Raw genomic sequence first — 17951 nt, forward strand, 5'->3', positions numbered from 1 at the left:
TCACCGGTACCCGTCAGGAGGCCGCTCCAACGCCGCCGAGCACTCAGGCGGCCACCGCAGCACCGAATGTTTACGGTCACGACCCCGATGAGTGCGCGCCGTCCGCCACTGTTCGTGCGGCGTCTGTTCTCTCCCTCAGTTCCTTCTTGAGGCCCAAGATCTGGCCGAGGAGCATGCGGAGCCGCCCGGGTCGGGGTCCCGGGCGGCTCGGTACAACCGGTCATACCTGGATCTTCTCCTCCTTGACCTGCTCCTCCGCACCTCCCCGCATCGTCGGCGTCCGCAGGGTGGCCAGGGCGAGGCCGGCACCGGCGAGGGCGACGGCGGCGGCCCCGATGAAGGCGGCCTGGAAACCGTCGGTCAGGCCGGGCAGGTCACCGAGCCGGTCCGCGCCCTGCGAGGTGGCGATCGCGGTCATCACGGCCAGGCCGATCGCCGAGCCGACCTGGTAGGTGGTGTTGACGATCCCGGACGCGAGCCCGCCCTGCTCGGGGGCCGCTCCCCCGATCGCCGCCATGGTCGCCGGGATGAACACCAGCGACATGCCGACCGCGGAGATCAGCGAACCCGGCAGCACGTCGGCGGCGAAGCTCCCGCCCGCGTCGATCGCGGACAGCACCGCCAGGCCGGCCGCCAGGACGGCGAGTCCGGCGACGATCAGCGGCTTGGTGCCGAAGCGCGCGATGAGCCGTCCGGTGACGCCGACCATCAGCACCATCATCAGCGCCGTCATGGGCACCAGCGCCGCGCCGCTCGGGAACGCCCCGTACCCCAGGACCTGCTGGAGGTAGAGGTTGAGGAAGTACCACATCGGGATCCACGCGGCGCCCAGCAGCATCATCGCGACGTTCGCGCCGGCCAGGTTCGGGGTGCGCCAGACCGACAGCGGCATCAGCGGGTTGCGGACGACGCGCTGGAGTCCGACGAAGATCGCCAGCAGCAGCACGGCGCCGCCGAGCTGCAGGGCGGTCGCCGCCGAATCCCAGCCCCGGCCGGGAGCCTGGACGATCGCGTAGACGGCGAGGCCGAGCCCGCCGGTGACGGCGAGCGCGCCGAGGACGTCGAGCCCGGCGCGGCGTCCGGGAACGTCCGGGAGGACGGCCGGGACCATCGCCAGCGTGAGCAGGCCGATCGGGATGTAGATGATGAACACCCACGGCCAGCTCAGCCACTCGGTGATGACGCCGCCGAGGAACACGCCCGCGGTGCCGCCCGCCGGGGCCGCCGCCCCGTAGAACGCCATCGCCTTGGCCAGCTCCTTCGGACGGGCGGAGAACAGCACCATGAGCAGGGTCAGGGCCGACGGTGCGATCAGGGCCGAGCCGACGCCCTGGACCGCACGTCCGGCGATCTCGGCCTCGGCGCCCGTGGCGGCCGCCGCGACCACCGACCCGCCGATCAGGACGAGCCAGCCGGCCGTGAACACCCGCCGGGCGCCGAACAGGTCCGACAGCCTGCCGCCGAGCAGCAGCAGCCCGCCGAGCGCGACCACGTAGGCGTTGAACACCCATTGCAGGCCGCTCTGGCTGAAGCCGAGCTCCCGCTGCATGTCGGGGAGCGCCACCCCGATGATCGAGGTGTCCATGATGACCATGAACTGGGCGGTGGCGAGCACGGCGAGCGCCCACCAGCGCCGGGGACTTGCGGACATGACGGTCCACCCTTCGCAGAGAAGTACCCCTAGGGGGTATGACGAGGACCGTAACATACCCCCTAGGGGTAGATCTTCCCGGGAACGGGTGGAATTTCGGCGACCGGGCGCACACCCCGGTCAGACCGGGGCGGGACTCAGCGGAAAGGGTCGGCGGAGCGGTCCGGCCACGACGGCGGCGGAAGTTCGGTCGCCGGTGAGCGGGACGTGCGATACCGGCCGCCGGCCGGGCCGGGCATGCTCACCGGCGGAGCGTACTGGTGACCATCGCCTCGTCCGGGTGCCGGGACGTCCTCTCCCGCCTCGTCGGCGGCCGGGCCCCGGGAGCGCAGCAGCGCGGCGAGCGCGGTGGTGATCGGGACCGCGGCGATCAGTCCGAGGGTGCCGGCGACGCTGCGGACGATCTCGGTGGCCAGCGCCGGCCCCGTCAGCACGTCTCCCAGCGGCTGGCGGCCGATGCTCAGCAGGAGCAGCAGCGGCAGGGACGCCCCGGCGTAGGCGAGGATCACCGTGTTGATCACCGAGGCGATGTGCGCGCGGCCGATCCGGGCCGCCGCCCGGTACAGCTGGGCGAACCGGTAGGCGGGGTTGGCGCGCGCCAGTTCGGTGACGGTGGCGGCCTGGGTGACGGTGACGTCGTCCAGGACGCCGAGCGCGCCGATGATGATGCTGGCCAGGAGCAGCCCCTGGCTGTTGACGCTGTGGCTGAGGTCCAGGTTCAGCGAGGCCTCGTCGGTGATCCCCGACAGGTGCGTCAGGTTGATCGACACCGTGGCCAGCACCCCGGTCAGCGTGAGGCTGGCGATGGTGCCGATCACCGCGATCGAGGTCGCCATGGTGAACCCGTGCGTCAGGTACAGCACCGTCAGCATGATCGCCGCCGCGCACACCACGGCCGCCAGCAGCGGCGGCCGGCCCGCCAGGATCGCCGGGATCAGGAACTGCAGGAGCAGCACGAACGTGACCGCGAGGCCCAGCAGCGCGGTCAGCCCCCGCAGCCGTCCGAACGCGACCACCGCCAGCGCGAAGGCTGCCCCGACCAGCCACAACGGGGTGGACCGGTCGTGGTCGGACAACTGGTAGGCGCTCACCTCGGGCGCCCCGGACTCCTCGCTCTCCTCGGCCTCCTCGGCGGCGTCGGGCGTGTGCAGCAGCACCACGTTCTGTCCGGGGGTGAACACCGCGGTGCCCGGCCCGCTGGGGAGTTCGGTGCGCACGATCCGGCCCTTGTCGGCACCCGACGTCAGCTCCACCCGGGCAGTGCCGCACCGGCGCGGATCGGTGCGCGGAGCGTCCGAGGCCGGCTCGCCGGGCGGCGCCGCCGGCACCTGATCGGGGCACGGTTTGAGATCGATGCCGACGATCGTGCCGGTGACCTTGGTCAACGCCGATCCCGCGCCCGCAGGGGCCTCGGGCTTGTCGGGCCACATCCACAGCACCGCGGCCAGCGTCACCACCGCGACCGGGACGATGACCGCGAGGACCGCGATCCGCACCGACCGCGAAGCCCTGGCCGCCCCGCCGTGCGCGTGCGTGCCGTGCGCGTGGTTGCCGCCCATCCCTGGCCGCTCCTTACCGTCGTCCGCCGTCGTGCACACCGGTGCGGGGACCTTACTCGACATGAGCCGCCTCCCTAGGTGAACGGACAGTGAACGAGAAGATTCATTCATAATCTTGCAAGTCCGATCAAGAAAGCTCATGCTGAGGCGGCGAAGGCCATCGACGGCTTCGAACGGATTGGAGTTGTCCGTTGCGTGTGCGCCGCCATTCACCGTCCTCCGTCACCATCCTGCTGACCGCGCTCGTCACCGTCCTCATGGGCGTGGTCGCGCTTCCGCCCGCCACCGCGGACGAGTGGCGGCCGAAGACGCCCCCGCTCACCACCCCCTGGACCCACGAGGTGGGTCCCGGCAACGCCCTCCCCGACTACCCGCGCCCCCAGCTCACCCGGAACCGGTGGCAGAACCTCAACGGCCTCTGGCAGTTCGCCGGCGCCGCCCCGGGCGAGCAGCCGCCCGTCGGCGAGGACCTCGCCGAGCGCATCCTCGTCCCCTATCCGGTCGAGTCCGCGCTCTCCGGCGTCCAGCGCGGCGTCCAGCACATGTGGTACCGGCGGACGTTCACCGTCCCGCGGAGCTGGCGGACGCACGGCCAGCGGCTCGTCCTCCAGTTCGGAGCCGTGGACCACAAGGCCGCCGTCTACGTGAACGGCCGCCGGGTCGCCGTGCACACCGGCGGCTACACCGCGTTCTCCGTGGACGTCACCGCCGCGCTCACGCCGCGCGGCGCGCAGGAGCTGATCGTCGGCGTGGACGACCCCACCGACATCGGCCACCAGGCGGTCGGCAAGCAGCGCAAGCCCGGCGACGGCATCTTCTACACGCCGGCGTCCGGCATCTGGCAGACCGTCTGGATGGAGCCGGTGGCGGCGGCGCACATCACCGACCTGGCGATGACGCCCGATGTGGCGGGCGGGACAGTTAGGCTCACCGCGCAGACGTCCGGGACGTCCGGAGCCACGGTCGAGGCGGTCGCCTACGCGGGCGACCGGCCGGTCGGGCGGGTGACCGGGAAGGCGGGCGGCGAGCTGTCGCTGAAGGTGCCCCGGCCGCATCTGTGGACGCCCGACGACCCGTACCTCTACACGCTGAAGGTCCGGCTCCGTGACGGCCGCCGCGTCACCGACAGCGTCGGCTCGTACTTCGGCATGCGTTCGATCGGCCTCGCCAAGGGCGGGGACGGCAAGACCCGCATGCTGCTCAACGGCGAGTTCGTCCCGCAGGTCGGCACGCTCGACCAGGGGTACTGGCCGGACGGCGTCTACACGGCGCCGACCGACGAGGCCCTGAAGTTCGACCTGGCCGCGCACAAGGCGCTCGGCTTCAACATGGTGCGCAAGCACATGAAGGTCGAGCCCGACCGCTGGTTCTACTGGGCGGACAAGCTCGGCCTGCTGGTGTGGCAGGACATGCCGGCCATGTTCGGCGGCCACACCCCGTCCGCGGACGACAAGAAGCAGTTCGAGGACGAGATGCACGCCATGGTGCGCCAGCACGACGGCCATCCGTCGGTCGTCATGTGGGTCCCGTTCAACGAGGGCTGGGGCGAGTACGAGCCAGGCCGCATCGCCGACCTCGTCAAGAGCTGGGACCCGAGCCGCCTGGTCAACGCCGACAGCGGCGTCAACTGCTGCGACTCACTCCCGGACAACGGCGAGGGCGACATCTACGACGACCACACCTATGTCGGCCCCGGCTCACCGCCGCTCCCGAGCGGCAGGCGGGCCTCGGTGGCCGGCGAGTACGGCGGCCTCGGCCTCAAGGTGGACGGCCACATGTTCGACCCGGCGGGCAGCTTCGCCTACGAGATGACGCCCGACTCGTCCGCGCTGACCCGCCGCTACACCGAGGTCCAGGACAAGGTACGCACGCTCGTCGTCAAGTGCGGCCTGTCGGGCTCGGTCTACACGCAGATCACCGATGTGGAGAAGGAGGTCAACGGCCTCTACACCTACGACCGGCAGCAGCTGAAGATGGACGCCGCGCAGGTGCGGAAGGCCAACGAGGCGGTCATCGGAGCGACGCCGTCGTCCGGCGGCGGCGACCGGCCTCCGGGCACTCCGGGGCTGGACGGCGTCAGCTTCTACCCGTTCGACGAGGGCACCGGCACCACGACCGCCGACGCGGCCGGGGACCACGACGGCACCCTGGTCAACGGGCCGCAGTGGACGACCGGGCACTCGGGTTCGGCCCTGCAGTTCAACGGCTCGAACCAGTTCGTCGACACGGGCGCGGCGATCCTCGACACCGCGGGCGGCTACAGCGTCTCCGCCTGGGTGAAGCTGGACCGCCTCGGGTCGTTCGCCACGGCCGTCAGCCAGGACGGCCCGGCGAACAGCGCGTTCTTCCTGCAGTACTCGGGCGCCGACAACCGGTTCGCGTTCAGCTTCGCCGGCGTCCGGGCACTGGCCCCGGCACCCCCGCAAACCGGGCGGTGGTACCACCTGACCGGTGTCCGCGACGCGATGGCCGGGACGCTGACCCTGTACGTGGACGGGCAGAAGGCCGGGGTCGCGGAGGCGTGCCTCGGTGACGCCTCCACGGGCCGCACCGTGATCGGCCGGGGCAAGTTCGGCGGCAACCAGGTCGACTTCTGGCCGGGCGCGATCGACTCGGTCCACGTGTTCGACCGGGCGCTGTCGGCGGGCGAGGTGGCCGACCTCGCCGAGTCCGGCAAGTAGCGGCACTAGGAGAGGGAGGCGAGGACGAGAGCCCTCGCCTCCCTATCGCCTACGGGTCAGCCGGCCGCGCGCAGCCGGCGGGCGGCCTCCTCGGGCAGGACGTCGTTGATGAACGCGCCCGCTCCCGTCTCGCTCGCCGCGAGGTACTTGAGCCTGCCCTCCGCCCGGCGCGGCGTGAAGACCCGGATGGACAGGTGCGCCAGGCCGGCGTCCCTGCCCGCCGGGGCCTGCTGCAGGTGGGCGATGTAGGGGGCGGGCGCGTCGAAGAGCCGGTCGAAGCGGCGCAGGACGTCCCGGTAGAGCACCATCAGCTCCAGGCGCTCGCCGGGGTCCAGCTCGGGCAGCCCGGTGACGTGCCGGTACGGGTAGACGTGCACCTCGTACGGCCAGCGCGCCGCCTCGGGAACGAACGCCACGAAGCGGTCCGACCGGGCGACGCCCCGTTCCCCGGCCCGCTCGGCGGCGACGATGCCGCAGAACAGGCAGGAGCCCTGCTCGGCCCGGTGGCGGCGCGCCGTCTCCAGGGCACGGGCCGCGCTCGCCGGGACGAACGGGTAGGCGTAGATCTGGCCGTGCGGGTGGTGCAGCGTCGTGCCGATCTCCACGCCGCGGTTCTCGAAGACGAAGACGTACGCGGTGTCGGGGCGCCGGCTCAGTTCGGCGGTCCGGTCCGTCCAGGCGCGGGCGACCGTCTCCAGCCGCCGGTCCGGCAGGAGGGAGAAGGACGCGTCGTGGTCGCTGGTGAAGCAGACGACCTCGCACCGGCCGCCGGCGGGCGGCCCGCCGAGGGACGGGAACCGGTTCTCGAACGTGACGACGTGGTAGTCGGCGGCGGGGATCTCGCCGTACCGCCCGCCCGCCGACGGGCAGAGCGGGCATTCGCTCTGCGCGGGCAGGTACGTGCGGTCCTGCCGGTGCGCCGCCATGACGACCCACTCCCCCGTCACCGGGTCGAGCCGCAGCTCGGATCTCGGCTCGTGCGGCGGGAGCGGGCGCAGGTCGGGCGCGGTCCGGTCGTGGCCGGGCTCGTCGTCGAAGTAGATGAGTTCCCGCGAGTCGGCCAGCCGGACCGGCGTGCGCAGGGAGCTGAGGGTGTCCAGGACGTCGTCTCCGGTGTCGAAATCGGTCATGCGGCCCGCTGCAGGCGGCTCAGGTAGCGCTGGCGGACCACGACGACCGCCAGGAACGTGCCGCTGACCACCTGCTGGTAGGCCGAGGTCAGGCTGCCGATCTGGCACTGCCCGAACCGCCCGCCGGCGGCCACGATGAGCGGCGCGTCCGGCGCGGCGGACTGTGGTTGCGACACGGGCTGCTCCCGGCGGGATCTCCGGTGGGCGACGGGCGGCCCCGGGGTGAGTGGGTCTGCGCGCCCGCCGCCCGGTCTGGGGGCGGAACGGTTCAGTCGGTCAGTAGGCGTACGACGGGCCTCCTCGGCGTGGGACGCGTCGTACTCGCGGTCCTGGATGGGCGAACTCGCCGGTCTGCTCGGAGGTGATCTCGATGCCGGGCGCCTGGGCCTTGATCTGGTCCTTGAAGCCCTTGGTCCGCTCGGTGGTGACGTTGGCGCCGACAGCGCCGAGCAGGATGGCGGCCTTCTCGGATTTGGCGCACCCCATGATCGAGGTCCTTTCGCGAACCAGGCTGGTGCCGCCATTCAGCCACCTTCGATCAGGTCCTGTCAACATCGCTCACATAACGCCATCCCTGAGATACAGAACGATCACGCCTGGACAGCGGCGGATACGCCTGCGGAGACGGCCGGACGAACCGCACCGATGATGGCGCGTCGGTGACGGTTCTTGATCGGTTCTGCGAGGGAGAGGGCGGACAGTCGCCAGGGCGGAGTGCGCCCGGTCTAGGCGTCGTCGCGGACGGAGGCGACCCAGACGTCGACGCCCGCGTTCTCGAACTCCTCCAGCTCCGGCTTCGGCGCCTGCGCGTCGGTCACCAGGAACGCGATCTCGTCGGCGGGCACCGTCTGGAACATCGTGTCCACGCCCACCTTCGTGTGGTCCACCAGCGCGACCACCTCCTGGGCGGCGTGCGCCAGGGCGCGGTCGACACCCGCGACCATCATGTTCGGCGTGGACAGGCCGCGTTCGGCGGTGAGGCCGTTGCCCGAGATGAACGCCCGGCGCACCCGCAGGCTGGCCAGCGTCTGCTCGGCGGCCCCGCCGACGAGGGCGTGGATGGCGCCGCGCAGCGAGCCGCCCGTCATCACCACCTCGACGCCGCGCGCCTCGGCGAGCACCTGGGCGACGAGCAGCGAGTTGGTGACGACCGTGAGCGAGTCGAAGCCGATGAGCCCGCGGGCCAGCTCCCGGGTGGTCGTGCCCGCGCCGACCACGATCGCGTCGCCCTCCTCGACCAGCTCGACGGCCAGCCGCGCGATCGCCGTCTTCTCCGCCGCGGCGACCTGGGCCTTCTGCCGGTAGGTCGGCTCCCGGGACAGCCCGCCGGGCGCGACCGCGCCGCCGTGCCGGCGGTCGAGCAGCCCCTCGGCCTCCAGCGCCCGGATGTCGCGGCGCACGGTCGCCTCGGACGCCTCCAGCGAGGCCGCGAGGTCGCGCATGGAGACCGCGCCGTTCGCGCGGACCATCTCCAGCAGCCGCTGGCGCCGCTCGGCCGCGAACCCCGGACGACGTGGCATGCGGGCCCTTCCCGGAACGTACCGACACTGACGCTGGCACCCCGATGATGCCAGATCACGGCGGCAGGGTCGGTCCGCCGGAGAGGCGGGGTGTGGACGCGGCGGGCATTCCGCCGCCTAAAATGGGCCATTCTTCAGCCCTTTCGGCGATGACCGACAAACGGAGACCCGGTGTCCCTTCGGTGGCTCACCGCGACGGCGGTGGCGCTGCTCGCGCTCGCCGTCCTCGCCGGCTGCGGAGGCGGCGGCGCGCCCCCTCCGCAGCGGGCCCGGGTGGACGTCACCGTGCTCGACGACGGAGGCGCGGAGGTCGATCTGCACGCGGCCGGGCGGCTCGCGTCGGACGCCGAAGTGCGGGCCTTGGCGGGCCGCATCGCCCGCGAATTGTTCCCCGGCGCGAGAACAGTTCGCACCAGGACCCGAAAAGGACGCGGTATCCCCTTTGCTCGGGCCGAGGTCGACCGCGCCTACCGGACGGGCCGGAAAGCGTCATTGCGGATCGACACGTCCGGAGCGCTGCGCCGGCTCACCGCGAAAGGCTTCGAGGACACGGCGCTGAGGCTGCGCATCCCGCCGGTGCCGGCCACGGTCCGGACACAGGCCGGCGCCCCGGCGGGGAAGCGCGTCTGGCGCCTGCGCGAGGGCGGCCCCGCGCCCGTCGTCGCGGTCGGCATGAGGCCGCGCCCGGCCCGCTGGTGCGGGGCGATGGCGCTGCCCGTGCTCGGCGCCCTCGGCGTCGCGCTCGGGTTCTTCGCGCGGCGCCGCGCGCTGGCGCTGCCCGCGGCCGGGGCGGCCGTCGCCGCCGCGGTCCTGGCGGTCGTCCTCGCGGCGGGCCGGCAGGGCGCCAACCTCGGCGTCGCGGGCCTGCTCGACGGCACGGTCCTGGAGGTCGCGTCGGTCCTGCCGCTGACGGCCGTGCCGCTCGGCCTGCCGGCGGCGATGCTGCTGGGGACCGCGGCCGTCCGGCGGCTGACCGGGCCGGGCACCGCCGGGACGTACGAGGCGCGGCCGCGGGACACCGGCGTGTTCTGGTGACGTCCGCTGGGGAGGACACCGACGCCGACCCAGGGTCGACAGATCGTAAACTGAGGGTCATGTCCGGCGACCGCCCCTCGTGCACCTGCGTGATCTGCCGCGACTACGGCGACCGCGACCGCCTGGACAACTTCCAGCTCCGCACGATCGTGCACATCACCCAGTACGGGTGGAGCGTCGTCCTCGTGCAGCCGGACGCCGACGGGCCCGGCTGGGCCTACACGATCGGCCTGTGGCACAGCCACCGGGCGCCCGAGCTGGCGATGTTCGGCGGCGACGTGTACGAGACCGAGGAGATCCTCAACGTGCTCGGCCGGCAGACCGCCGAGGGCGCCGGCCCGGCCGGCGGCGAGCGCCGCGACGGCGTCGTCCGGGGGCAGCAGGCCGCGTTCCGCGACGTCGACCCGCACTGGTTCGACGGGCTGTTCGCGGGCGCGGCGGCGTTCTACCGGCGCCCGCCGCTGCCGGTCCTCCAGGTCGTCTGGCCGAACCGGCACGGACTGTTCCCCTGGCAGCCGGGCACCGACCTGCAGTTCCGGCACGCCCAGCCGTGGCTGTGGCTCGACCCGAAGCAGCATCCGGCCGGCCTCTGGACACGGCGGCTCGAAAACGGGCGCCGCTGAGGGGGCCGGGCATACGATCGGCGGGTGTACGGGCCGATCGCGGAGACCATCCGCACCCAGCGCCTCGTCCTGGAGCCGCTGGCGGTCCACCACGCGGACGAGATGGCCCCCGTCCTGGACGACCCGCGCTTGCACCGCTACATCGGCGGTGAACCCCTCACCCTCGTCGAGCTGCGCGCCCGCTACGAGCACCTCGTCGCGGGCCCGGCCCCCTTCCACCAGGAATGCTGGCTGAACTGGATCGTCCGCCGCGTCCGGGACGGGCAGGCCGTCGGCTACGTCCAGGCGACGGTCACGCCCACGGCGCCCGGCTTCACCGTGACTCCCCCGTCCGCCGGGTCGACGGTCACGCCGGGGCCGCCGCGCACCATCGCCTCCGTCGCCTGGGTCATCGGCATGCCCTACCAGGGGTTCGGCTTCGCGACGGAGGCCGCCCGCGCCCTGCTGGCCTGGCTCAGCGCGCACGGCGTCGCGTCCGTCGTCGCGACCATCCACCCCGGCAACCGCGCGTCCGCCGCCGTCGCGGCCAAGCTCGGCCTGCACCCCACGGACGAGACCAGCGACGAAGAGATCGTCTGGCGCCCGCCTCCGGGGCGACCACCGCCATAACACTTCGGGGCCGTAACACTCCCGCCGTGGGTGGGGGCTGGAGGACGGTGGGTAGGCGACAATCGACAGGCCAGGATGAATCGGCCGGGAGGGGAGAGCATGCGGGAGGTGTGGCCCGGGGATCCCTATCCGCTGGGCGCCACCTGGGACGGCACGGGCACGAACTTCGCCCTGTTCTCCGAGGTGGCGCGGCGGGTCGAGCTGTGCCTGTTCGACGCCGACGGGACCGAGACGCGGCGCGACCTGCCGGAGGTGGACGGGTTCGTGTGGCACGGCTACCTGCCCGGCATCGGTCCCGGCCAGCGGTACGGGTACCGGGTGCACGGGCCGTTCAGCCCGCGCGACGGGCACCGCTGCAACCCGTCCAAGCTGCTGCTCGACCCGTACGGCAAGGCGGTGGCGGGCGACGTCCGCTGGCACGAGTCGCTGTTCTCCTACCGGTTCGACGACCCGGACGCGCTGAACGAGGACGACAGCGCCGCCCACATGCCGAAGAACGTCGTCATCAACCCGTTCTTCGACTGGGCGGACGACCGGCCGCCGCGCGTCCCCTACCACGAGAGCGTCATCTACGAGGCGCACGTGAAGGGCCTGACGAAGCTGCATCCGGGCATCCCGGAGGAGCAGCGCGGCACGTACGCGGGGCTCGCGCACCCGGTGATGATCGACCATCTGCTCGACCTCGGCGTGACGGCCGTGGAGCTGATGCCGGTGCACCAGTCGATCCCCGAGCACGCGCTGGTGGCGCGGGGCCTCGACAACTACTGGGGCTACAACACCATCGGGTTCTTCGCGCCGCACAACTCTTACAGCTCGTCCGGGCAGTACGGGGAGCAGGTGCTGGAGTTCAAGGCGATGGTCCGCGCCCTGCACGAGGCGGGCATCGAGGTCATCCTGGACGTCGTCTACAACCACACCGCCGAGGGCGACCACCTGGGCCCGACGCTGTCGTTCCGCGGCATCGACAACTGCTCGTACTACCGGCTGCGGGACGACGACAAGCGCTACCACCTCGACTACACCGGCTGCGGCAACTCGCTGAACGTCCGCAACCCGCACGCGCTGCAGCTCATCATGGACTCACTGCGCTACTGGATCCTGGAGATGCACGTCGACGGGTTCCGGTTCGACCTCGCGTCGGCGCTGGCCCGGGAGCTGCACGACGTCGACCGGCTGGCCGCGTTCTTCGACCTCGTCCAGCAGGACCCGGTGGTCTCGCAGGTGAAGCTGATCGCCGAGCCGTGGGACGTCGGCGAGGGCGGCTACCAGGTGGGCAACTTCCCGCCGCTGTGGACGGAGTGGAACGGCAAGTACCGCGACACGGTCCGCGACTTCTGGCGCGGGTCGTACGCGACCATGCCGGAGTTCGCCTCCCGCCTCACCGGGTCGTCCGACCTGTACGAGCACAGCGCGCGGCGGCCGTTCGCGTCCATCAACTTCGTGACCTGCCACGACGGGTTCACGCTCACCGACCTCGTGTCCTACGACCACAAGCACAACGAGGCCAACGGGGAGAACAACCGGGACGGCACCGACGACAACCGCTCCTGGAACTGCGGCGTGGAGGGCCCGGCCCGCGACCCCGCCGTCCTGGAACTGCGCGCCCGCCAGCGGCGCAACTTCCTGGCCACGCTGTTCCTGTCGCAGGGCGTGCCGATGCTCTCCCACGGCGACGAGCTCGGCCGCACGCAGAAGGGCAACAACAACGCCTACTGCCAGGACAACGAGATCGCCTGGGTCCACTGGGAGGACTCCGACGACATGGAGTTCGTCCGGATCCTGTCCCGGCTGAGGCACGACCACCCGGTGTTCCGGCGCCGCCGCTTCTTCACCGGACGGGGCACCGGTGCCGCCGCCGACATCGCCTGGCTGACCCCGGCCGGCGACAGCATGACCGACCAGGACTGGAACGTCGGGTTCGCGAAGTCCCTCGGCGTGTTCCTCAACGGCGACGCCATCACCGAGCCGGACCCGCGCGGCCGCCGCGTCCGCGACGACTCGTTCCTCCTGCTGATCAACGCGGGTTCCGAGCCGGTCGAGTTCACCCTTCCGGGCCCCGAGTACGGCGAACGCTGGGAGTACACCCTCGACACCGCCGAGCACGACTCGTTCGGCGACCGCCCCCGCCTCAAGGCCCGCGACACCGTCCCCCTGACCGACCGCGCCCTGCTCGTCTTGCGGAGGCTCCCCTAGGACGCGTTCACGCGCGGGTGACCTGGATGGCGGTCAGGAACACCAGGACGACCGTCGTGACCGCGACCGCGCCGTGCACGGCGACCGCCGCGGCCGGGAACGCCTGCTCCGCGCCGCGGGCATGGCGGCCGCCGCGTCCCACCAGCCAGCGGGTGAACAGCATGAAGCCCTGCAGCGCGACGACCAGCAGGGCGACGAACGCCGCCCAGGCGCAGGCGGTGTTCCCGGTGACCAGGTAGGCGATCCAGACCGCGAGGCCCGCCACGGCGGCGAGCGGATGACCCACCACGACCAGGATCGGGAACCGCGTCACCTTCGTCGAGCGCCCCCCGTTCAGGATCCAGATGACCAGCAGGTAGCCGCCCGCCACGGCGGCGAGGATCCACGCGCACAGCGCCGCGTACTCCACCCCCGCTCCCTTCTGCGAAAGTTCTCGTCCCCGTCCCCCAGGGGAAAGTGTCGCCTCCCGACGTGCCCGCCATGACGGATTCGTACATATTGGTGCACAGCCTGTTATCCGGCCGGTCGAACAAGGCGTGCAGTAGCGTGAGGGATCTATGCGTGCTCTCTCTCAGGAGCCCGGCGAGGTCGATCTCGTCGCGCGCTACGCGTATCCGGCCGGGACCACCTGGCTGCGGGCGAACATGGTCGCCAGCCTGGACGGGGCGGCGCAGCGCGACGAGCGCAGCGGCGGCCTCGGCAACGCCGCCGACCGGCACCTGTTCCTCCTGCTGCGCGGGCTCGCCGACGTCGTCATCGTCGGCGCGGGCACGGTGCGCTCGGAGGGGTACGGGCCGGTCAAGCGGAGCGAGGGCTGGGGCGGCGTCCGGGACGGGCGCACGCCGGTGCCGCCGATCGCGGTCGTGTCCCGCACCCTCGACCTGGACTTCGACGCGCCGATCTTCACCGAGGCGCAGGTCCCGACGATCGTGCTGGCGACCGCGACCGCCGACCCCGTCCGGCTCAAGGCGGCGCGGAAGCGCGCCGACGTCATCATCGCCGGGAAGGACTCGCTGGACTTCTCCTCCGCCGTGCGGGAACTCGCGGCGCGCGGCCACAGGCGCCTCCTGTGCGAGGGCGGTCCGGGCGTCCTCGCACAGGTGGTGGCGGCCGGCCTGCTGGACGAGCTGTGCCTCACGCTGAGCCCGGTCCTGCTCGGCGGGCATCCGGTGCGGATCCTGAACGGCCCGCCGGTGCCCGTCCCGCCGGAGATGGCGCTCGCCGACGCCCTCCAGGACGAGGAGTTCCTCTTCCTGCGCTACACCCGCAACCGGTAGCGGATGAACAGCACGCCCTCGTCTATGTAGAGGGACGTCGGTTCGAGCGGTACCTCGGCGTCCAGGCCGTCCAGGAGGCGGGTGTGGCGGGGGCCTCCGAGCAGGGTCGGGGCGATGTTGAGGCACAGTTCGTCTACGAGGGACGCACGGATCAGCGCTGTCGCCAAGGCGGGGCCGCCTTCGCAGAGGAGATGCTCGTAGCCGAGGTCTTCGCGGAGGGTCCTGATGGCGGCAGGGAGGTCGACGTCGTCTTCGCCTTCTGCGACGACCTCTATGTGGCTTGGGGCCTTCTGCCGGTTGCTCTGGGACGTCACCACGATGGTGGGCGTCTCGGCCTCGGTGAACAGCGGGAGCGTCCAGTCGAGGTCGAGAGAGCGGCTCACCACGACGATGGGGGCGGGCGGTCTTCCGCGCCGTGCGCGCAGATCGCGGCGTAGGCGGGCGGGACCCAGGCGCCCGGTGCGTACGGTGCCGGCGCCCACGAGGATCGCGTCGGTCAGGGCGCGCAGGGTCCGGAAGACGCGGAAGTCGGCCTCGCCGCCGAGGCGGTCGGTCCAGCCGTCTGCGTCGGTGACGGAGCCGTCCACGCTCATGACCATGCCGAGCCGCAGCCCGGGCTGGTCGCCGTAGGCCTCGTAAGGGTCGACGCGGGCGGCGGCGGACGGGTCGGCGCCGGCGGCGGGCTCGGGCAGCAGACGGCGCATGACCTGCACGTTATCGGACCCCGGGATGGTGTTCTGTCGGTGCCGGGGAGCAAGATGGCGGAATGGACCTGCCGATCAGCCCGCCGCTGCCGCCGATGCTGGCCAAGGCGGTCAAGACCATGCCCAAGGGCGACCTGCTGTACGAGCCGAAGTGGGACGGCTTCCGCTGCATCGTGTTCCGCGACGGCGACGAGGTCGAGCTGTCCAGCCGCGGCAAGAAGCCGCTCACCCGCTACTTCCCCGAGGTGGTCGAGGCGGTGCGCCGCGAGCTGCCGGAGCGGTGCGTGATCGACGGCGAGATCGTGCTGCCGAAGGGCACGCGGCTCGACTTCGACGGCCTCCAGCAGCGCATCCACCCGGCCGCGTCGCGGATCAAGCTGCTCTCGGAGGAGACGCCCGCGTCCTTCATCGCCTTCGACCTGCTGGCGCTCGGCGGCGAGTCGCTGCTGGAGGTCCCGCTCGGCGAGCGGCGGCGGCGGCTCGTCGACACCCTCGCGGGGGTGGAGGCGCCGATCCACGTGACGCCGGCGTCCGACTCCTACGAGCTGGCGCTGCGCTGGTTCGACGAGTTCGAGGGCGCCGGGCTGGACGGCGTCATCGCCAAGCCGCGCGACACCGTGTACGAGCCCGACAAGCGCGTCCTGTTCAAGGTCAAGCACGAGCGCACCGCCGACTGCGTGGTGGCGGGCTTCCGCTGGCACAAGTCGGGCCCCATCGTCGGGTCGCTGCTGCTCGGGCTCTACAACTCCGAGGGCAAGCTGCAGCACGTCGGGGTCGCGGCCTCGTTCACGATGGAGCGCCGCGCCGAGCTGGTGGAGGAGCTGAAGCCGTACCGGCTGGACGACCTCTCCGAGCATCCGTGGGCCGAGTGGGCGAGCCAGACCGAGGCGACCGTCGACCGGATGCCGGGCGCGGTGTCCCGCTGGACGGGCAAGAAGGACCTCAGCTGGGTGCCGCTGCGTCCCGACCTGGTCGTGGAGGTGGCCTACGAGGCGATGGAGGGCGCCCGCTTCCGGCACACCGCCCGCTTCCGCAACTGGCGCCCCGACCGGACGCCGGAATCCTGCACCTACGAGCAGCTGGAGGTGCCGGTCGCCTACGACCTGAGCGACATCTTCAGCGGCGGGGCGACGAAGGCGCGGGTCGACCGCTGAGGCGCCCGGGCCGGGCGCGGCGGCGCGCCGCGCCCGGCTTCGGGCCGCGTCTGATCAGGGCCGGGCCTCGGTCAGGGCTGGGTCTCGTTGTCGATGGTCTGCTGGATCAGGTCGTGCTCCGGCTGCGCCGACGCCTTCGCCCGCGCGTACGGGCGCAGGTAGGTCTGGTTGACGCCGGGGACGCGGTCCTCGATGACGAAGGTGGCCTTGGTGGAGATCTGCGCGCCCGGCGTCCGGACGGTCGGCAGCGTCTTGAAGTCGGCCTTCATCTCGTCCTTGCCGATCCTCGTCAGCACGTAGCCCCGCTGGTTGTTGTAGAAGCGCAGGTGCGGGTTGATCTTGAGGAAGGGGTGGTCGGCCGGGTTGGAGTCCGCGCCGTCGCCGGTGCTGGTGATGGACGTGCACACCAACTCGGCCCCGACCGTCCTTGAGCCGGGGTCGTCGTAGTCGGCCTTCAGGTCGCTCGCCCAGTGGGCGTGGACGTCGCCGGTGAGCACGACCGGGTTGCGGACCTTGGCGTCCAGCCAGCCGTTGGTGATGCGCTCGCGGGAGGCGACGTAGCCGTCCCACGCGTCCATCGAGGTCTTCTTGACGGGCCCGTCGGTGTTGTCGCGCTGGGCGAAGAACACCTGCTGGCCGAGGACGTCCCAGCGCGCGCGGGAGCGGCGGAAGCCGTCCAGCAGCCATGCCTCCTGCGCGTTGCCGGTGATGGAGCGCTTCGGGTCGACGGCCTCGGGGCAGTCCTTGTAGCCGTCCCCGCAGCCCTGGTCATCGCGGAACTGGCGGGTGTCGAGCATGTGGAAGTTGGCGAGTCGGCCCCACTGGACGCGCCGGTAGATCTGGATGTCCGGCCCCTTGGGGACGGAGCGCCGGCGCAGCGGCATGTTCTCGTAGTACGCCTGGAACGCGGCGGCGCGGCGGGCGCGGAACGCCTCGTAGGACGGGGTATCCGAGTTGGCCTCGGGGATGTCGTCGGCCCAGTTGTTCTCCACCTCGTGGTCGTCGAACACGACGAGCCACGGCGCGGCCTCGTGCGCGGCCTGGAGGTCGCGGTCGGACTTGTACTGGGCGTGCCGCAGCCGGTAGTTCGCCAGCGTGACCGTCTCCGGGCCCTCGTGGTCGCGGACGTTGCCGCCCGGGATGGTGTAGACGCCCTTCTTGTACTCGTACTGGTAGTCGCCCAGGTGCAGGACGAGGTCGGGGTTCTCCTCGGCGAGCCGCCGGTACGCCGTGAAGTAGCCGTGCTCGAACTGGCTGCAGCTGACGAACGCCATCGCGAGGGCGGGGCCGTAGGTGGCCGGGTGCGGGGCGGTGCGGGTCCGCCCGGCCGGGGAGACGTGCGCGCCGGCGCGGAACCGGTACCAGTACTCGCGGCCGGGGCGCAGCCCGTTCAGCTCGACGTGGACGGAGTGGGCGGACCGGGGGCGGGCGGCGGCGGTGCCGCGCCGCACGATCGTGCGGAAGCGCTCGTCGGACGCGACCTCCCAGCGGACGGGGACGGTGCGGTCCGGCATGCCGCCGAGACCGTCCTCGGCGAGCGGGTCCAGGGCCAGCCGCGTCCAGAGGACGAACCCGTCCGGATCGGGGTCGCCGGACGCGACGCCGAGGGTGAAGGGGTCGGCGGGCAGGTCGCGGGACCTCCGGCCCGGAGCGGCCTGGGCCGCGGCGTGGGCGGTACCGGGCAGGACGGTGGCGGTGGCGAGACCGCTCGTGACGAGGAACGTGCGCCGGTTGAGCGGGCGGGCGGAGTCGGCCATGAGGGAGCGACCTTTCGGAGGGTTCCGGCATTGATCGCCGGACAGCCTCACGAAGATC

16 protein-coding genes are annotated in these 17951 nt (G+C 72.1%); 7 read left to right on the forward strand and 9 right to left on the reverse strand.

Features of this window, described 5'->3' with window-relative positions; genetic code table 11:
- Positions 1-220 precede the first annotated feature (220 nt).
- Both ABFX46_RS19080 and ABFX46_RS19085 read right to left on the reverse strand, forming a co-directional pair.
- A complete protein-coding gene (locus ABFX46_RS19080) occupies positions 221-1651 on the reverse strand; it encodes an MFS transporter (protein WP_346043803.1) in 1431 nt (476 codons plus the stop codon).
- Positions 1652-1788: 137 nt separating this feature from the next.
- Complete coding sequence (locus ABFX46_RS19085; protein ID WP_346043805.1) at positions 1789-3273, reverse strand: YibE/F family protein; 1485 nt, start codon at positions 3271-3273, stop codon at positions 1789-1791.
- Between the two features lie 134 nt (positions 3274-3407).
- On the opposite strand from ABFX46_RS19085, the gene ABFX46_RS19090 reads away from it, so the two are divergent.
- Positions 3408-5891 carry a LamG-like jellyroll fold domain-containing protein gene (locus tag ABFX46_RS19090; protein ID WP_346044204.1) on the forward strand — a complete coding sequence of 828 codons (2484 nt, stop codon included), beginning with the start codon at positions 3408-3410 and terminating at the stop codon, positions 5889-5891.
- Positions 5892-5947: 56 nt separating this feature from the next.
- Here ABFX46_RS19090 and galT read toward each other — a convergent pair whose 3' ends face one another.
- From galT to ABFX46_RS19110, 4 genes are all read right to left on the reverse strand, one after another.
- On the reverse strand, positions 5948-7021 hold the full coding sequence (gene galT / locus ABFX46_RS19095) for a galactose-1-phosphate uridylyltransferase (protein ID WP_346043807.1): 1074 nt from the start codon (positions 7019-7021) through the stop codon (positions 5948-5950).
- Positions 7018-7197, reverse strand: a complete 180-nt coding sequence (locus ABFX46_RS19100) for a hypothetical protein (protein ID WP_346043809.1) — start codon at positions 7195-7197, stop codon at positions 7018-7020. Before ABFX46_RS19100 ends, galT begins: the two co-directional genes overlap by 4 nt.
- 100 nt (positions 7198-7297) lie before the next feature.
- Positions 7298-7507: a hypothetical protein gene (locus tag ABFX46_RS19105; RefSeq protein ID WP_346043811.1), complete on the reverse strand. Its 210-nt coding sequence runs from the start codon at positions 7505-7507 to the stop codon at positions 7298-7300.
- Between the two features lie 239 nt (positions 7508-7746).
- Positions 7747-8541 (reverse strand): DeoR/GlpR family DNA-binding transcription regulator, encoded by a 795-nt coding sequence (locus ABFX46_RS19110; protein WP_346043812.1) that lies wholly within the window; start codon positions 8539-8541, stop codon positions 7747-7749.
- A 171-nt stretch (positions 8542-8712) separates the two neighbouring features.
- On the opposite strand from ABFX46_RS19110, the gene ABFX46_RS19115 reads away from it, so the two are divergent.
- The 4 genes from ABFX46_RS19115 (at position 8713) to glgX (ending at position 13001) form a co-directional block, all read left to right on the forward strand.
- Positions 8713-9576: a hypothetical protein gene (locus ABFX46_RS19115; protein WP_346043813.1), complete on the forward strand. Its 864-nt coding sequence runs from the start codon at positions 8713-8715 to the stop codon at positions 9574-9576.
- A gap of 59 nt (positions 9577-9635) precedes the next feature.
- Complete coding sequence (locus tag ABFX46_RS19120; protein WP_346043815.1) at positions 9636-10199, forward strand: DUF4262 domain-containing protein; 564 nt, start codon at positions 9636-9638, stop codon at positions 10197-10199.
- 24 nt (positions 10200-10223) lie between these two features.
- Positions 10224-10808 (forward strand): GNAT family N-acetyltransferase, encoded by a 585-nt coding sequence (locus ABFX46_RS19125; protein ID WP_346043816.1) that lies wholly within the window; start codon positions 10224-10226, stop codon positions 10806-10808.
- A 99-nt stretch (positions 10809-10907) separates the two neighbouring features.
- A complete protein-coding gene (gene glgX, locus ABFX46_RS19130) occupies positions 10908-13001 on the forward strand; it encodes a glycogen debranching protein GlgX (protein WP_346043817.1) in 2094 nt (697 codons plus the stop codon).
- A gap of 7 nt (positions 13002-13008) precedes the next feature.
- Here the strand turns inward: glgX and ABFX46_RS19135 are convergent, their stop codons facing one another.
- Positions 13009-13410, reverse strand: coding sequence for a hypothetical protein (locus tag ABFX46_RS19135; protein WP_346043819.1), 402 nt, complete (start codon positions 13408-13410; stop codon positions 13009-13011).
- Between the two features lie 148 nt (positions 13411-13558).
- On the opposite strand from ABFX46_RS19135, the gene ABFX46_RS19140 reads away from it, so the two are divergent.
- On the forward strand, positions 13559-14278 hold the full coding sequence (locus ABFX46_RS19140) for a pyrimidine reductase family protein (protein ID WP_346043820.1): 720 nt from the start codon (positions 13559-13561) through the stop codon (positions 14276-14278).
- Here ABFX46_RS19140 and ABFX46_RS19145 read toward each other — a convergent pair.
- The gene (locus ABFX46_RS19145; protein ID WP_346043822.1) at positions 14260-14982 is read right to left on the reverse strand and encodes a dihydrofolate reductase family protein; all 723 of its coding nucleotides are present in this window, start codon (positions 14980-14982) and stop codon (positions 14260-14262) included. The genes ABFX46_RS19140 and ABFX46_RS19145 overlap by 19 nt on opposite strands.
- 62 nt (positions 14983-15044) lie before the next feature.
- Here ABFX46_RS19145 and ABFX46_RS19150 point away from each other — a divergent pair, with 62 nt between their 5' ends.
- Entirely contained in the window at positions 15045-16136 is a 1092-nt protein-coding gene (locus ABFX46_RS19150; protein WP_346043823.1) for an ATP-dependent DNA ligase, read from the forward strand.
- A 71-nt stretch (positions 16137-16207) separates the two neighbouring features.
- On the opposite strand, the gene ABFX46_RS19155 is transcribed toward ABFX46_RS19150, so the two are convergent.
- Positions 16208-17893 carry an alkaline phosphatase D family protein gene (locus tag ABFX46_RS19155; protein WP_346043825.1) on the reverse strand — a complete coding sequence of 562 codons (1686 nt, stop codon included), beginning with the start codon at positions 17891-17893 and terminating at the stop codon, positions 16208-16210.
- Positions 17894-17951: the final 58 nt, after the last annotated feature.

The sequence above is a fragment of the Actinomadura chokoriensis genome (assembly GCF_039529475.1).
Taxonomy (GTDB): Bacteria; Actinomycetota; Actinomycetes; order Streptosporangiales; family Streptosporangiaceae; genus Spirillospora; species Spirillospora bangladeshensis.

What these genes read in the sequence shown, in the direction of transcription:
- ABFX46_RS19080 (WP_346043803.1), bottom strand. Translation starts at nt 1,651, where the DNA reads ATGTCCGCAAGTCCCCGGCGCTGGTGGGCGCTCGCCGTGCTCGCCACC.
- galT (WP_346043807.1), bottom strand. Translation starts at nt 7,021, where the DNA reads ATGACCGATTTCGACACCGGAGACGACGTCCTGGACACCCTCAGCTCC.
- ABFX46_RS19120 (WP_346043815.1), top strand. Translation starts at nt 9,636, where the DNA reads ATGTCCGGCGACCGCCCCTCGTGCACCTGCGTGATCTGCCGCGACTAC.
- ABFX46_RS19145 (WP_346043822.1), bottom strand. Translation starts at nt 14,982, where the DNA reads ATGCGCCGTCTGCTGCCCGAGCCCGCCGCCGGCGCCGACCCGTCCGCC.
- glgX (WP_346043817.1), top strand. Translation starts at nt 10,908, where the DNA reads ATGCGGGAGGTGTGGCCCGGGGATCCCTATCCGCTGGGCGCCACCTGG.
- ABFX46_RS19150 (WP_346043823.1), top strand. Translation starts at nt 15,045, where the DNA reads ATGGACCTGCCGATCAGCCCGCCGCTGCCGCCGATGCTGGCCAAGGCG.
- ABFX46_RS19105 (WP_346043811.1), bottom strand. Translation starts at nt 7,507, where the DNA reads ATGGGGTGCGCCAAATCCGAGAAGGCCGCCATCCTGCTCGGCGCTGTC.
- ABFX46_RS19110 (WP_346043812.1), bottom strand. Translation starts at nt 8,541, where the DNA reads ATGCCACGTCGTCCGGGGTTCGCGGCCGAGCGGCGCCAGCGGCTGCTG.
- ABFX46_RS19140 (WP_346043820.1), top strand. Translation starts at nt 13,559, where the DNA reads ATGCGTGCTCTCTCTCAGGAGCCCGGCGAGGTCGATCTCGTCGCGCGC.
- ABFX46_RS19085 (WP_346043805.1), bottom strand. Translation starts at nt 3,273, where the DNA reads ATGTCGAGTAAGGTCCCCGCACCGGTGTGCACGACGGCGGACGACGGT.
- ABFX46_RS19155 (WP_346043825.1), bottom strand. Translation starts at nt 17,893, where the DNA reads ATGGCCGACTCCGCCCGCCCGCTCAACCGGCGCACGTTCCTCGTCACG.